The organism is Variovorax guangxiensis (assembly GCF_003952165.1).
Classification (GTDB): Bacteria; Pseudomonadota; Gammaproteobacteria; order Burkholderiales; family Burkholderiaceae_C; genus Variovorax; species Variovorax guangxiensis.
In genome coordinates this window covers 189636-203128 of the sequence record NZ_RXFT01000001.1, presented here as the reverse complement: position 1 = coordinate 203128, position 13493 = coordinate 189636, and the positions used below count along the sequence as shown (strand labels likewise).

Here is a 13493-nt window from a genome sequence, read left to right as displayed (position 1 = left end):
TCGCTCCATCGATGGATCGCACGGTGCTGCTGGTGCTGGCGGGCTTGCTGCTCGTCGCGGCCGTGGCGCACCACCTGCGGCGCGGCAAGACCAGTCACACGGGGCTAGCGCTCTGGTCCTTCATGATGGCCACCGCGCACGGCGCCGGGCTGATGCTGGTGCCCGCGCTGATCCCGCTGTGCATGAGCGAAGCTCCTGCGGCCCGAGAGATCACCGCGTCGGGTTCGCTGCTGCTGGCCCTCGCGGCGGTCGGCGTGCACATGGCTGCGATGCTGGCCGTCGCCGGCGCGGTCGCCGCCGGTGTGTGCCGCGGCTTCGACCTTGCCGCGGCGATGCTTCACTTCCGGCCGTTCGGCGTGCGGAAGTCCGGCGAACCGGCCACCACCTGGCGAATCTCCTCCATCAACGCCCGCGCGCCCGGCGAAGGGAAGGCACCCTGGCGCTGGCTCAGGCCGATCTCGCGGCGGGTTTCCTCCAGCGGAAAGTCCAGCACCACCAGGCTGCCGTCGCGGATCTCGTAGCGCAGCTGGTGCGCGGAGATCGCGGTGAGCATGTCGCTCTCCAGCAGCAGGCTGCGCAGCACGGCGAGGTCGCCCGTCTCCACCGCGGGCACCGGCGGCGCCTGCCGCGCTTCGGAGAAGAAGCGCTCCAGCAGCTCGCGAGACGGTGAACCGGGGCGCGAGAGCGTCCACCTCGCCTCGCGCAGCGTCCTGAAGTCGATGCGCTTCGCCCGCGCGAGTGGGTGCCCGGCGCGGGCGATCACCGAGATGCGGTCCTCGAAGAGCGGCTCCTGCTGCAGGTCCTTCGCCTCGCCAGCGGTGCGCAGGGCGCCGAGGATGAAGTCGATGTCGCCGCTGCGCAGCGAAGCGGCCAGCGCGTCGTACGGGCTCTCCACCGTCGCGACGTGCAGGCGCGGATGCCGCGCGAGCAGCGAGGCGATGGCCAGCGGCAGGATCTGCGTGCGCCCCAGCGGCAGCGCGCCCACCACCACGCGGCCCTGCAGCGTGCCCTCGCTGGCCGCGATGTCGGGGCCGATGTGCCGCAGCTCCGACAGCACGCGCCTGAAGTAGAAGGCCACGATCTCCCCGGCCGGCGTGGCCGAGAGCCCGCGCGCGTTGCGGTTGAAGAGCGTCACGCCCAGCCCGCTTTCCAGGTCCTTCAGCGCGCTGCTGATCGCCGGCTGCGTGATGCCGAACTCGCGCGCGACGGCCGGCATGTTGCGCTTTTCGGCGAGGCTCGCGATCACAGCGAGCCGCCGGCCGTTGAGGATCGACGCGAAGAGCGAGTGCACGTCGGCCGCGCCCCCTGCGCCGGCCACGCCGCCACGGGTTGCAAGCTGCGCGCGCGCCTCCTCGAACTCGCGCTCGATGCGCAGCGCGCGCGCCAGCACCAGCTCGCCATAGGCATTGAGCGCCACGCCGCGCGGGCCCCGGTCGAACAGCGGCCTGCCGAGCACGGCCTCCAGGTCGAGGATGGAGCGCGTCACCGCCGAGGCCACGCGGAACAGCGCGTCGGCCGCCGCCGCGATGCTCCCGGCCGAGGCCACCGCCGAGAACGCGCGCAGGTGGCGCAGGTTGATGCCCAGCGCCACGCTGTCCGCGTGCTCGATAACTTTGTGATTCCCGGCTAGGTGGCGCATGGCCTGCAAGGCTCCTCCAGGCCGTGCATTTTCGCCACCATGGGTAAACCCTTGTCGATAAAAAAGACTGATGGCAGCGCAACGCTAACTCACGCCACGCCGTGCCGCCGCGGCGCAGACTTCCGTCCATGCTTGAAGCACCCCCTGCACGCCACCCGGAGCCCCGCGCATGATCATCGACTGCCACGGCCACTACACGACCGCGCCCAAGTCCCTGGAGGCCTGGCGCAACCGGCAGGTCGCCGCCATCCAGGACCCGTCGGCACGGCCGAAGGTGTCGGAGCTGAAGATCAGCGACGACGAACTGCGCGAATCCATCGAGGGCAACCAGCTGCGGCTGATGAAGGAGCGCGGCAGCGACCTCACCATCTTCAGCCCGCGCGCGAGCTTCATGGCGCACCACATCGGCGACTTCGAGGTGTCGTCGACCTGGGCCGCCATCTGCAACGAGCTGTGCCATCGCGTGAGCCGGCTCTTTCCCGACCAGTTCATCGGCGCGGCCATGCTGCCGCAGTCGCCGGGCGTCGATCCGGCCAGCTGCATTCCCGAGCTGGAGCGCTGCGTGAACGAATACGGCTTCGTGGGCATCAACCTCAACCCCGACCCCTCGGGCGGCCACTGGACCAGCCCGCCGCTGTCGGACCGGCACTGGTATCCGGTCTACGAAAAGATGGTGGAGCTGGACATTCCCGCCATGGTGCACGTGAGCACGAGCTGCAACGCCTGCTTCCACACCACCGGCGCGCACTACCTGAACGCCGACACCACGGCCTTCATGCAGTGCCTCACCTCGGACCTGTTCAAGGACTTCCCGACGCTGCGCTTCGTCATCCCGCACGGCGGCGGCGCGGTGCCCTACCACTGGGGGCGCTTCCGCGGCCTGGCGCAGGAGATGAAGAAGCCGCTGCTGAAGGACCACCTGCTCAACAACATCTTCTTCGACACCTGCGTGTACCACCAGCCGGGCATCGACCTGCTCACACGCGTGATCCCGGTCGACAACGTGCTCTTCGCGAGCGAAATGATCGGCGCGGTGCGCGGCATCGACCCCGAGACCGGCTTCAACTACGACGACACGCGCCGCTACATCGACGCCACGCCGATGCTCGACGACAAGGCGCGCCGCCAGATCTACGAAGGCAACGCGCGCCGCGTGTACCCGCGCCTGGACCGCGCGCTCAAGCAAAGAGGACTCTGAAAGAACATGTCGAACACTCCCCTGCTCCAGGAACTCGGCGTCGTGCACCGGCGCATCGAGCGCGCCGACGCGGCCGCCGTCGAGAAGCTCTCGCGCTTCGGCGTCTCCACCGTGCACGAGGCGCTGGGCCGCCTCGGCCTGATGGCGCCGCGCATCCGCCCCATCCACCCCGAGGCGCGCATGTGCGGCACTGCCGTCACCGTGCTGCTGCAGCCCGGCGACAACTGGATGCTGCACGTCGCAGCCGAGCAGATCCGGCCCGGCGACGTGGTGGTGGCCGCCTGCACCGCCGACAGCACCGACGGCTTCTTCGGCGACCTGCTCGCCACCTCCTTCAAGGCGCGCGGCTGCAAGGGACTGGTGATCGACGGCGGCGTGCGCGACGTGCGCGACCTCATCGCCATGGACTTCCCGGTGTTCAGCCGTGCCATCCACTCCAAGGGGACCATCAAGGCCACGCCGGGCTCGGTCAATGTGCCGGTGGTGTGCGCCGGCGCGCTGGTGCAGCCGGGCGACGTGGTGCTGGCCGACATCGACGGCGTGGTGGTGGTGCCCGCTCAGCTGGCCGCGCGCGTGGCCGATGCCGCCGAAGCGCGCGAGGCCAACGAGGCCGGCAAGCGCGCGCGCTTCGCAGCCGGCGAGCTGGGACTGGACATGTACGGCATGCGCGAGCCGCTGGCCAAGGCCGGCCTGCGCTACGTGGACTGACCATGGCCACGATCATCGGCGCCGTCGCCTGTTCCCACACACCCACCATCGGCTTCGCCTTCGACAAGAACAAGCAGGGCGACCCGGTGTGGGCTCCCATCTTCGAAGCCTTCGCGCCGGTACAGCAGTGGCTGGCCGGGAAGAAGCCCGACGTACTCTTCTTCATCTACAACGACCACGTCAGCTCCTTCTTCTTCGACCACTACTCGGCCTTCTCGCTGGGCGTGGGCGAGCGGCACGAGGTGGCCGACGAAGGCGGCGGCGCGCGCGAGCTGCCGCCGCTGGCCGGCCATCCGGCGCTGGCGCGGCACATCGGCCGCTCGCTGGTGGCGGACGAGTTCGACATGTCCTTCTTCCAGGACCGCGCGCTGGACCACGGCGTGTTCTCACCGATGTCGCTGCTGTGCCCGCACAAGCCGGCATGGCCAGTGCCCGTGATCCCGCTGCAGGTGGGCGTGCTGCAGTCGCCCGTGCCCTCGGCGCGGCGCTGCTACCGCCTCGGGCAGGCGCTGCGGCGCGCCATCGAGAGCTACCCCGACGACATCAAGGTGGCCATCATCGCCACCGGCGGGCTCTCGCACCAGGTGCACGGCGAGCGCGCGGGCTTCAACAACACGGCGTGGGACGCGCAGTTTCTCGACCTCATCGAGAACGACCCGGTGCGGCTCACCGAGATGACGCAGGCCGAACTCGCGACGCTGGGCGGCATGGAAGGCGCCGAGGTCATCATGTGGCTGGTGATGCGCGGGGCGCTGTCGTCGAACGTGCGCAAGACGCACCAGAGCTACTACCTGCCCTCGATGACGGGCATCGCCACCGCCATCTACGAGAACCTCGCGAGCCCGCCCATCGCGGGCGAGGTGGAACGCCACCGCCGCCACGTCGCGCAGGAACTCGCCGGCGTCCAGGCGCTGCAGGGCACCTACCCCTTCACGCTGGAGACCAGCGTGCGCGCCTACCGCCTCAACAAGTTCCTGCACGGCATGACACGGCCCGCGCATCGCGCGGCCTTCCTCGCCGACGAGGAAGCCGCCTTCGAAGCCGCCGGCCTGACGGCCAGGGAGCGCGACATGGTGCGCCACCGCGACTGGCGCGGGCTGATCCAGTACGGCGTGATCTTCTTCATGCTGGAGAAGCTGGGCGCGGTGGTGGGCGTGTCGAACCTGCACATCTACGCCGCGATGCGCGGCCAGTCGCTGGAGGACTTCCAGCAGACCCGCAACGCGCCCGGCGCGCTGTATTCGGTGGCCGGCAAGGACGCCGCGCCGCAAACGTGGGACAAGGCCGCCGCGCCGAAGCCGCACTGAGCCTTCACCCGCTTTCGATTCTGGAGACAACGAAGATGATGAGAACCCTGCTTTCCCGGCGCCTTGCCCTCGGCATGGCTGCCGTGGTCGCGCTCGGCCAGTTCGGCAATGCCGTCGCGGCCGATGCCTTTCCCTCCAAGCCCCTGAAGATCCTCGTGGGCTACAGCGCCGGCGGCGCGGTCGATGCCATCGCGCGCTCGGTCGGCCTGCGGATGTCGGCCATCCTCGGCCAGCCGGTGGTGGTCGAGAACAAGCCCGGCGCGGGCACGAACATCGCGATCAAGTCGGTCGTCACCAGCCCGCCCGACGGCTACACGCTGCTGCTGGCCGCCAATGCGCTGGCGGTGAACCCGTCGCTCTTCCAGCCCGCGCCCTACGACCTGGAGCGCGAGCTGACGCCCATCGCCTCGGTCGGCCGGGTGCCGGTGGTGTTCACGGTGCGCGAGGAATCGCCTATCAAGACGCTGCCGGAGCTGGTCGCGGCGGCCAAGTCCAAGCCCGGTGGCTTGACCGTCGCCACGCCGGGCAACGGCTCGACGCCGCATCTCGCGATGGAGCTGTTCCAGCACACCGCCGGCCTGCAGCTGCGGCATGTGCCCTACAAGGGCGGCGCGCAGGCGCTCACCGACGTGCTCGGCGGCCATGTGGACGTGGTCGCGGTCAATGCGCTCGAAGCGCTGCCGCTGGCCAAGTCCGGCAAGCTGCGCGTGCTGGCGGTGATGAGCGCCGACCGTTCCGCCGTGCTGCCGGGCGTGCCCACGGTCGCGGAGTCGGGCTACCCGGGCTTCGAGGCCAGCGTCTGGTACGGCTTCGTCGGTCCGGCCGGGCTGCCCAGGCCGGTGGTCGAGAAGCTGCACGACGCGGTGCAGAAGGCCATCGATTCGCCCGAGGTGCGCAACCAGCTCGCGGCCGCGGGCGGCGTTCCGCTGCCGGGACCGACCGCGCAGTTCGACAAGCTGCTCAAGGCGGACGTGGCGCGCTACGGCAAGCTGATCCGCGAAGCCGGCATCAAGCCGGACTGAGGCGGCTACCACCATGACGAGCACAGGCATCACCCGCCGGCAGGCCCTCACCACAGCCACCGCCGCGGCCCTTCTCCCGGCGGGCCGCATCGCGATGGCGCAACAGGCGTATCCATCGAAACCGATACGCATGGTCATTCCCTTCACGCCCGGCGGCTCCACCGACGTACTCGGGCGCGCCATCGGCATCGAGCTCGGGCGCGCATGGCACCAGCCGGTGGTGGTCGACAACCTGCCCGGCGCGGGCGGCTCCATCGGCGCGGACAAGGTGGCGAAGTCGCCCGCCGACGGCTACACGCTGCTGATGGGGCACATCGGCACGCTGGCGATCAACCCGTCGCTCTACCCCAAGCTCGACTACGACCCGGTGCGCAGCTTCGCGCCCGTGGCCTGGGTGGCGCGGGTGCCGAACGTGCTGGTGGTGCACGAGTCGGTGCCTGCCCGCTCGCTTGCAGAGCTGATCGCGCTGGCGAAGTCGCGCCCGAACCAGCTGGCCTTCGGCTCCGGCGGCAACGGCAGCGCGGCGCACATCGCCACCGAGTACCTGAAGCTGCAGACGGGCGCCTCCTTCATGCACGTGCCCTACCGGGGCACGGCGCCGGCCGTCACCGACCTGCTGGCGGGCCAGCTGCAGCTGCTCTTCACCGGCGCGCCCGCGCTGCTGCCGCACATCAAGTCGGGAAGGCTGCGCGCGCTGGCGGTGTCGAGCCCCAGGCGCATCGCGCTGCTGCCCGAAGTGCCGACGGTGGCGGAAAGCGGCGTGCCCGGCACGAAGGATTTCGAGGCCGACCAGTGGTACGGCGTGGTCGCGCCGGCCGGCACCCCGGCGGAGATCGTCGCCATGCTCAACAGGCAGATCAACCAGTCGCTCAACGCGGCCGAAATGCATGCGCGGCTCGCGGCCGAAGGCGCCGAACCCACGCCCACCACGCCGCAGGCCTTCGGCGAGCTGATCGCCAGTGAGATGAAGCGCTGGAACCGCGTGATCAAGAGCGCGCGCATCACCGTCGACTGACATCGATCACAAGGAAGGACAGGCAGCATCATGGGAATCACACTGGGCCTCATCGGCCATGGCGAGGTGGGCGGCATCTTCGGACGCGGCCTGCTCGGGAAAGACGGCGTGGACGCCGTCTGGGCATGGGACCTGCGCTTCGCCGACGCCGCGACCGGCGAAGCCGCACGCGCCGCGGCGGAACGCGACGGACTGCGCGTGGCGGGCAGCATGCAGGAGCTCTGCAGCCACGCCGACCTGCTGATCTCGGCCGTCACCGCCTCCAGCACCCTCGCGGTGGCCGAGGAAGCCGCGCGCCATGCACGCGCCGGCTCGCGCTTGCTCGACCTCAACTCGGCATCGCCCGGCACCAAGCAGCGCGCCGCCGCCGCGCTCGAAGCGGTGGGCGTCGCTTACGTCGAGGCGGGCGTGATGACTTCCGTGCCGCCCTACGGCATCCGCGTGCCGATGCTGCTGGGCGGCGCGCACGCAGAAGCGCTCGCCGCGACGCTGTGCGGCTGGGGTATGGACGTGCGTGCGGTGAGCGACCGGCTCGGCGTCGCTTCGGCGATCAAGATGAGCCGCAGCATCATGATCAAGGGCCTGGAGGCGCTGGTCATCGAGAGCTACGCCACGGCGAGGCGCTACGGCGTGGAAGAACACGTGCTGCCCACGCTGAGGGAAACCTTCCCGCAGATCGACTGGGACAGGCAAGGCGCCTACTTCTTCAGCCGCGTGGTGCAGCACGGCAAGCGCCGCGCCGAGGAAATGCGCGAGGCGGCGCAGACCGTGCGCGAAGCCGGCTTCGAGCCGCTGATGGCCTCCGCCATCGCGGCCAAGCAGGACTGGGTGGCCACGCAGGCGCGCGAGGGCCTGTTCGACGGTATCGATGCGTCGAGCGACTGGCAGGCCTACGCGGACCGGCTGATCGGGCGCAGATGAGCATGGCGGGTTCGCTCAGGGGCATCAGCTCCATGGCCACGAAGGGGCTGCTGGCGGAACTCGCCGCCGCGTACACGGGCACGAGCGGCGTGCCGGTCGCCTTCGAGGCGGTGGGCGGCGTGGACGCCGCGCGGCGCGTATCGGCGGGAGAGCCCTTCGACGTGGTGGTCCTGGCATCGGATGCCATCGACAAGCTGGCGGCCGCCGGCAAGGTGGATGTGTCGCGCAAGGTCGATGTGGTGCGATCGGGCGTCGCGGTGGCGGTTGCCGCTGGAGCGGCGCAAGTCGACATCTCCACCGAGGAAGCGGTGCGGCGCGCCGTGCTGGACGCGGCCCGCATCGCCTACTCGACCGGGCCGAGCGGCGTTGCGCTGATCGCGCTGTTCGAGCGCTGGGGCATCGCCGATGCGGTCAAGGAACGGCTGGTGCAGGCGCCTCCCGGCGTGCCGGTGGGTTCGCTGCTCGCGCGCGGGGAAGCCTCACTGGGCTTCCAGCAGTTCAGCGAGCTGATCGGTGTCGAAGGCATCACGCTGCTGGGGCCGCTGCCGCCAGCGGTCCAGATCACGACGATCTTCAGTGCGGCGCCGGTGGCGAACACTCCCAAGGCAGAGGCCGCAGACGCACTGCTCGCCTACCTCGGATCTCCCGCCACCGAGGAAGCGAAGCGCCGTCACGGCATGGAGCCGGCCTAACGCGCGGCCGGCCTCCGGGCGCCATTGCCCTTCCCCGCCGTGACCAGCCCGGCGCTCTCGACGAAGCCATGGATCAGCTTCAGCCGCGGTGAAGCCCTGAGCCACAGGATGCCGAAGCGCCGCGTTTCCGAGGGCAGCGGCAGCGGGATCTTCACGATGCGCTGCCCTTCGAGCAGCGGTGAAGCGATGTCGGGCACGACCGACACGCCCAGGCCCCGGTCGACCATCATCGCGATGGCCAGCAGCGAACTCAGTTCGAAGCGCTCCTGCGGAACGATGCCCGCCGCGCGCAGGTAGCGGTCGGCCTGCTTGCCGCCGCCGAGGTTGCGGTCGTAGCGGATCAGCGGCGAGGTGCGCAGCAGCTCGTGGGGGTCGCGCCGCGCGAGGCGGCTGGGCGCGAGCAGCACCAGCGGCTCCTCGCGCAGCAGCGCCCAGTCGAATGTCTTGGCGAGCGCGAACTGCGGATACAGGCACACGGCCGCGTCGAGATCGCCCTGCTGCATCGCCTTGTAGAGCGTGGCGGTGGTGCCCGACTGCAGGAACACCTTGACGCCCGGATGCGTCTTCACGAAGCGCGCGAGGATGTCCGGCAGCAGGCTGTGGATGGCCGTGTTGATGGTGCCGATGACCAGTTCGCCGCCCGCCGACTCGCTGCCCAGCAGCGCCTTGATGTCGCTCACCTCGCGCAGCAGCGTGCGCGCCCGCTGCACCAGCCGGTGGCCGGCCTCGGTGGGCTGCACGGTGCGGCCGGCGCGCGCGAGCAGCGGCGCGTTGAGCTCGCGCTCCAGCGCACGGATCTGCTGCGCCACCGCGCCGGGCGTGAGGTCGAGCCGGCGCGCGGCCTCGGACATCGAGCCCGACTCCACCACCAGAAGAAAGCTTTGCAGGTAGGCCGTTTCCATGAAGATAGATTTTCTGCGATGTGATCGCAGTGAACAGCTGTTTTTCTCTTGTCATGAACTGCCGACACTGCCCTCATGAGAAGCAAACTCTTCGTTCCCGGCACCCGCCCCGAACTGTTCGCCAAGGCGCTCGCGGGCGAGGCGGACGCCATCAGCCTCGACCTGGAAGACGCCGTGTCCGAGCCGCGCAAGGACGAGGCGCGCGAGACGGTGCGCCAGTTCCTCGAGAGCGGCGACGCGGCTTCGTCGCGCAAGACGCTGATCGTGCGCGTCAACGCCATGGATACGCCGCATTTCGAGCGCGACATTGCGGCGGTCGCGCGCACCGGCGTGCAGCTCATCAACCTGCCCAAGCCGCAGAGCCCCGCGCATGTGCGTGCAGCCGCCGAAGCCATCGAGCGCGCGGAGCAGGCCAACGGCGTGCAGGCGCCCATCGGACTGCTGCTGAACATCGAGACGCCCGCCGCGCTGCGCATTGCCGCCGAACTCGCGCTGGCGCATCCGCGCGTGGCGGGGCTCCAGCTGGGGCTGGGCGACCTGTTCGAACCGCTGGGCATTGCCCGCCGGGAGCCTTCCGCGATCCGCCAGGCGATGTTCACGGTGCGCATCGCGGCTGGCGAGGCGGGCCTATATGCCTACGACAGCGCCTTCGCCGACATCCGCGACGCCGAAGGCTTCCGCGCCGAGGCGAAGCTGGCGCGCGACCTCGGCTTCCTGGGCAAGACCTGCATCCACCCGAGCCAGATCGCCATCGCCAACGAGGTGTTCCGCCCGACCGACGAGGAGATCGCGCACGCCCGCAAGGTGGTCGAGGCGGCGCGCGAAGCCGACGCCAAGGGCGTCGGAGCCTACGTGGTGGACGGAAAGATGATCGACATCCCCTTCGTGATCCGCGCGCGCGCCATCGTCGAGAGCGCGCGCAGCCTCGGTCTGATGCCAGGCTGATTCCAGGCTGAGCCTGCTTCCCCATCCATAAGAAAACCGGAGACAAGACAGATGCGTATTCCCTCGTTCCTTCGCCCGCGCGCGCTCGCCGCAGCCTCGACAGTCGTGCTTGCCGCGCTGGGCGGCACCGCGCTCGCGCAGGCCGCCTACCCTTCCAAGCCCATCACCATCGTCGTGCCCTACCCGGCCGGCGGCTCCAACGACACCTTCGCGCGGCAGGTGGCCAAGGAGCTGGGCGACCAGCTCAAGCAGCCGGTCATCATCGACAACCGCCCCGGCGCGAGCGGCAACACCGGCACGGGCCAGGTGGCCAAGGCGGCGCCCGACGGCTACACCCTGGTAGCCGTGTCTTCGAGCATGACGACCAACGCGGCGGTGCAGTCGAAGCTGCCCTTCGACCCGGTCAAGGGACTCGCGCCGGTGGCGATGTTCGCCAAGGGGCCGTTCATCGTCGCGGTCAACAACGAGTTCCCCGCCAGGACGCCGGCCGAACTCATCGCCGCCATCAAGGCGAAGCCGGGCCAGTACAACTACGCGTCCTCCGGCTCGGGCAGCGTCAACCAGTTCGGCACCGAGCTGCTGAAGGCCAAGGTGGGCGACCTGCAGATCGCTCACATCCCGTACAAGGGCATGGGCCCGGCGGTGACCGATCTCGTGGGCAACCAGACGCAGCTGCTGATCTCCAGCGGCCCCTCGCTGCTGCCGATGGTGCGCGCCGGCAAGCTGCGCGCGGTCGGCATCACGAGCCTGAAGCCGAGCCCCATCGCACCCGACCTCACACCCATTTCGACTGCGGTGCCCGGCTACGAGTTCGAACTCTGGTGGGGCCTGCTGGCCCCGGCCGGCACGCCGGCCGACGTGGTCGCGAAGCTGAACGGCGCGGTCAACCAGATCCTGTCGAAGCCCGAGATCGCAGCGAACTTCCTGCGCGAAGGCGCCATCGCCACGCCGCTCACGCCGGCGCAGTTCGGCACCGTCATCGCCGAGGACGTGGAGCGCTGGAAGAAGCTGGCGAAGCAACAGAACATCACCGCAGACTGAGCAAGGAAAGAGAAAGCCCATGAGCCACACCGCCCCTGAGAACACGCGCCTGCCGGAGCGCCAGGGCCCCGCCGGGCCGCTGAGCGGCCTGCGCGTGCTCGACCTGAGCGCCTACATCGCGGGCCCGTACGGCTGCTCGCTGCTGGCCGACCAGGGTGCGGAGGTCATCAAGATCGAGCCGCCCACGGGCGACAACCTGCGCAAGTACCCCTCGACGCTGGAGGCCGAGAGCCGAGCCTTCATCGGCGTGAACCGCAGCAAGCTGGGCGCGGTGCTCGACCTGAAGAACCCCGAGGACCTGGCCGCGCTGATGGAGCTGGTGCGCGGCGCCGACGTACTGGTGCACAACTTCAGGCCCAGCGTGCCGCCGCGGCTGGGCATCGCCTACGAGCAGCTGAAGGCGGTGAACCCGCGGCTCATCTACTGCGCCGTCACCGGCTACGGCGAAACCGGCCCGCTGCGCGAGAAGGCCGGCTACGACCAGGTGCTGCAGACCATGACCGGCATGTGCGCGCTGCAGGGCAAGCGCGGAGAGCCGCCCGAGATCATCTACGGCTCTGTGGTGGACTACTACGCGGCCGCGCTGGTGGCCGCGGGCGTCGCCTCGGCGCTGTACGAGCGCGAAAAGAGCGGCGAAGGCCAGTTCGTGGGCGTGTCGCTGCTGCGCTCGGCGCTCACGATGCAGTCGGCGCGCATGGTGTGGGCCGAGGGCGAGCCGAAGGACGTGGGGCGCGACATGCGCTCCGGCGGCATCACCGGCATCCACCCGACGCGCGAGGGGCACATCTACATCTCGGCCAACACGCCGCACTTCTGGCAGGCGCTGTGCGCCAAGGCCGGCCTGCCCGAGCTCGCGGCCGACGAGCGCTACGACTCGGTGCGCAAGCGCGCGCAGCACGCGGCCGAGATCGTGCCGAAGCTGCGCGCGGCGCTGGCCGGGCGCAGCGCGCTCGAATGGGAAGAGATCTTCGGCGAGGAAGTGCCCTGCTCCGCCGCCCGCACCGTGGAAGACATGTTCGACAACGAGCAGGTGCGGGCCGAGGACATGGTGGCGAACTTCCCGCACCCGACGCTGGGCTCGTACCGGGGCTTCACCCGCCCGGTGCGCTTCGGCCGCACGCCCGGCCCCGAGCCCTTTGCCGCACCGACGCTGGGGCAGCACACGGCCGCCGTACTGGCCAGGCGACGCGCGGACGACTGAGAAATGCCCGACGAGATGATCGCCGTGCCCCACAGCGCCGGCACGCGCAAGCCGGCCATCGCGGCGCCAGAGGGCGCATGCGACGCGCACATCCACGTGTACGACCGCCGCTTTCCGATGTACGGCTCGCCCGATGCCATGCTGGACAACGCCACCGCCGACGACTACCGCCTGCTGCAGCAGCGCAACGGCACGCAGCGCACGGTCGTCGTGCAGCCGCGCGTGCACGGCACCGACAACAGCGTGACGCTCGATGCCATCCGGGCGCTGGGCGCGCACCGCACGCGCGGCGTGGCGGTGGTGCGGCCCGAGGTGAGCGATGCCGAGCTGAAGCAGCTGCACGAGGGCGGCATCCGGGGCATCCGCTTCACGCTGTACACCTCGACGAACGCGGCGACGGACTTCTCCATGGTCGAGCCGCTGGCCCATCGCGTTCATGCGCTCGGCTGGCACGTGCAGCTGCACTGGAGCGCCGACCAGATCGCGGCGCATGCGGCGCTGCTCGATCGCCTGCCCTGCACGGTGGTCTTCGACCATCTCGCGCGGCTGCCGCAGCCCGATAGGCTCTCGCACCCCGCATACCGGGTGGTGAGCCGGCTGCTCGACAACGGCCGCACCTGGATCAAGCTTTCGGGCGCCTACCTCGACTCCGCAGCCGGCGCCGAAGGCGGCTATGCCGACACCATCGACGTTGCCAGGGCCTGGGCGACGCAGGCGCCCGAGCGGGTCGTATGGGGCAGCGACTGGCCCCACCCGACGGAGCGCACGGCCAAGCCCGACGACGCGCAGCTCTTCGACCTGCTGGGCCGCTGGGTGCCCGACGAGGCCGCGCGCCATCGCGTGCTCGTCGACAACCCGGCACGGCTCTACGACTTTTCCTGAACCCCAAGACCCGAGACATC

The 13493-nt window shown here is 70.2% G+C and carries 13 protein-coding genes; 11 read left to right on the top strand and 2 right to left on the bottom strand.

What is annotated here, in order from left to right:
* Nucleotides 1–337 precede the first annotated feature (337 nt).
* Nucleotides 338–1639 carry a LysR family transcriptional regulator gene (locus EJP67_RS00970; RefSeq protein ID WP_126018479.1) on the bottom strand — a complete coding sequence of 434 codons (1302 nt, stop codon included), beginning with the start codon at nucleotides 1637–1639 and terminating at the stop codon, nucleotides 338–340.
* Between the two features lie 169 nt (nucleotides 1640–1808).
* Between EJP67_RS00970 and EJP67_RS00965 the strand changes: the two genes are divergently transcribed.
* Genes EJP67_RS00965 through EJP67_RS00935 form a run of 7 tightly spaced genes read left to right on the top strand, consistent with a single transcriptional unit; the run spans nucleotide 1809 to nucleotide 8502 of the window.
* A complete protein-coding gene (locus EJP67_RS00965) occupies nucleotides 1809–2837 on the top strand; it encodes an amidohydrolase family protein (protein WP_126018477.1) in 1029 nt (342 codons plus the stop codon).
* 6 nt (nucleotides 2838–2843) lie between these two features.
* On the top strand, nucleotides 2844–3545 hold the full coding sequence (ligK, locus tag EJP67_RS00960) for a 4-carboxy-4-hydroxy-2-oxoadipate aldolase/oxaloacetate decarboxylase (protein WP_126018475.1): 702 nt from the start codon (nucleotides 2844–2846) through the stop codon (nucleotides 3543–3545).
* 2 nt (nucleotides 3546–3547) lie between these two features.
* Nucleotides 3548–4852, top strand: a complete 1305-nt coding sequence (locus EJP67_RS00955) for a gallate dioxygenase (protein ID WP_126018473.1) — start codon at nucleotides 3548–3550, stop codon at nucleotides 4850–4852.
* A gap of 35 nt (nucleotides 4853–4887) precedes the next feature.
* Nucleotides 4888–5874 carry a Bug family tripartite tricarboxylate transporter substrate binding protein gene (locus EJP67_RS00950; protein ID WP_240650456.1) on the top strand — a complete coding sequence of 329 codons (987 nt, stop codon included), beginning with the start codon at nucleotides 4888–4890 and terminating at the stop codon, nucleotides 5872–5874.
* Between the two features lie 13 nt (nucleotides 5875–5887).
* On the top strand, nucleotides 5888–6889 hold the full coding sequence (locus EJP67_RS00945; RefSeq protein WP_126018471.1) for a Bug family tripartite tricarboxylate transporter substrate binding protein: 1002 nt from the start codon (nucleotides 5888–5890) through the stop codon (nucleotides 6887–6889).
* A gap of 30 nt (nucleotides 6890–6919) precedes the next feature.
* Nucleotides 6920–7810: a DUF1932 domain-containing protein gene (locus EJP67_RS00940; protein ID WP_126018469.1), complete on the top strand. Its 891-nt coding sequence runs from the start codon at nucleotides 6920–6922 to the stop codon at nucleotides 7808–7810.
* 2 nt (nucleotides 7811–7812) lie between these two features.
* Nucleotides 7813–8502 (top strand): substrate-binding domain-containing protein, encoded by a 690-nt coding sequence (locus tag EJP67_RS00935; RefSeq protein WP_206169452.1) that lies wholly within the window; start codon nucleotides 7813–7815, stop codon nucleotides 8500–8502.
* Here EJP67_RS00935 and EJP67_RS00930 read toward each other — a convergent pair.
* Nucleotides 8499–9404 carry a LysR family transcriptional regulator gene (locus EJP67_RS00930; protein ID WP_126018467.1) on the bottom strand — a complete coding sequence of 302 codons (906 nt, stop codon included), beginning with the start codon at nucleotides 9402–9404 and terminating at the stop codon, nucleotides 8499–8501. The genes EJP67_RS00935 and EJP67_RS00930 overlap by 4 nt on opposite strands.
* 75 nt (nucleotides 9405–9479) lie before the next feature.
* On the opposite strand from EJP67_RS00930, the gene EJP67_RS00925 reads away from it, so the two are divergent.
* Genes EJP67_RS00925 through EJP67_RS00910 form a run of 4 tightly spaced genes read left to right on the top strand, consistent with a single transcriptional unit; the run spans nucleotide 9480 to nucleotide 13473 of the window.
* Nucleotides 9480–10349 carry an HpcH/HpaI aldolase/citrate lyase family protein gene (locus EJP67_RS00925; protein ID WP_126018465.1) on the top strand — a complete coding sequence of 290 codons (870 nt, stop codon included), beginning with the start codon at nucleotides 9480–9482 and terminating at the stop codon, nucleotides 10347–10349.
* A 51-nt stretch (nucleotides 10350–10400) separates the two neighbouring features.
* The gene (locus tag EJP67_RS00920; protein WP_126018463.1) at nucleotides 10401–11390 is read left to right on the top strand and encodes a tripartite tricarboxylate transporter substrate binding protein; all 990 of its coding nucleotides are present in this window, start codon (nucleotides 10401–10403) and stop codon (nucleotides 11388–11390) included.
* Between the two features lie 19 nt (nucleotides 11391–11409).
* On the top strand, nucleotides 11410–12591 hold the full coding sequence (locus EJP67_RS00915; protein WP_126018461.1) for a CaiB/BaiF CoA transferase family protein: 1182 nt from the start codon (nucleotides 11410–11412) through the stop codon (nucleotides 12589–12591).
* 3 nt (nucleotides 12592–12594) lie between these two features.
* A complete protein-coding gene (locus tag EJP67_RS00910) occupies nucleotides 12595–13473 on the top strand; it encodes an amidohydrolase family protein (RefSeq protein ID WP_206169433.1) in 879 nt (292 codons plus the stop codon).
* Nucleotides 13474–13493: the final 20 nt, after the last annotated feature.

Bases quoted from the DNA above. Each gene is read 5' to 3' on its own strand.
- EJP67_RS00910 (WP_206169433.1), top strand. From the start codon at position 12,595: ATGCCCGACGAGATGATCGCCGTGCCCCACAGCGCCGGCACGCGCAAG.
- EJP67_RS00955 (WP_126018473.1), top strand. From the start codon at position 3,548: ATGGCCACGATCATCGGCGCCGTCGCCTGTTCCCACACACCCACCATC.
- EJP67_RS00920 (WP_126018463.1), top strand. From the start codon at position 10,401: ATGCGTATTCCCTCGTTCCTTCGCCCGCGCGCGCTCGCCGCAGCCTCG.
- EJP67_RS00950 (WP_240650456.1), top strand. From the start codon at position 4,888: ATGATGAGAACCCTGCTTTCCCGGCGCCTTGCCCTCGGCATGGCTGCC.
- EJP67_RS00930 (WP_126018467.1), bottom strand. From the start codon at position 9,404: ATGGAAACGGCCTACCTGCAAAGCTTTCTTCTGGTGGTGGAGTCGGGC.
- EJP67_RS00940 (WP_126018469.1), top strand. From the start codon at position 6,920: ATGGGAATCACACTGGGCCTCATCGGCCATGGCGAGGTGGGCGGCATC.
- ligK (WP_126018475.1), top strand. From the start codon at position 2,844: ATGTCGAACACTCCCCTGCTCCAGGAACTCGGCGTCGTGCACCGGCGC.
- EJP67_RS00935 (WP_206169452.1), top strand. From the start codon at position 7,813: ATGGCGGGTTCGCTCAGGGGCATCAGCTCCATGGCCACGAAGGGGCTG.
- EJP67_RS00945 (WP_126018471.1), top strand. From the start codon at position 5,888: ATGACGAGCACAGGCATCACCCGCCGGCAGGCCCTCACCACAGCCACC.
- EJP67_RS00970 (WP_126018479.1), bottom strand. From the start codon at position 1,639: ATGCGCCACCTAGCCGGGAATCACAAAGTTATCGAGCACGCGGACAGC.
- EJP67_RS00925 (WP_126018465.1), top strand. From the start codon at position 9,480: ATGAGAAGCAAACTCTTCGTTCCCGGCACCCGCCCCGAACTGTTCGCC.
- EJP67_RS00915 (WP_126018461.1), top strand. From the start codon at position 11,410: ATGAGCCACACCGCCCCTGAGAACACGCGCCTGCCGGAGCGCCAGGGC.
- EJP67_RS00965 (WP_126018477.1), top strand. From the start codon at position 1,809: ATGATCATCGACTGCCACGGCCACTACACGACCGCGCCCAAGTCCCTG.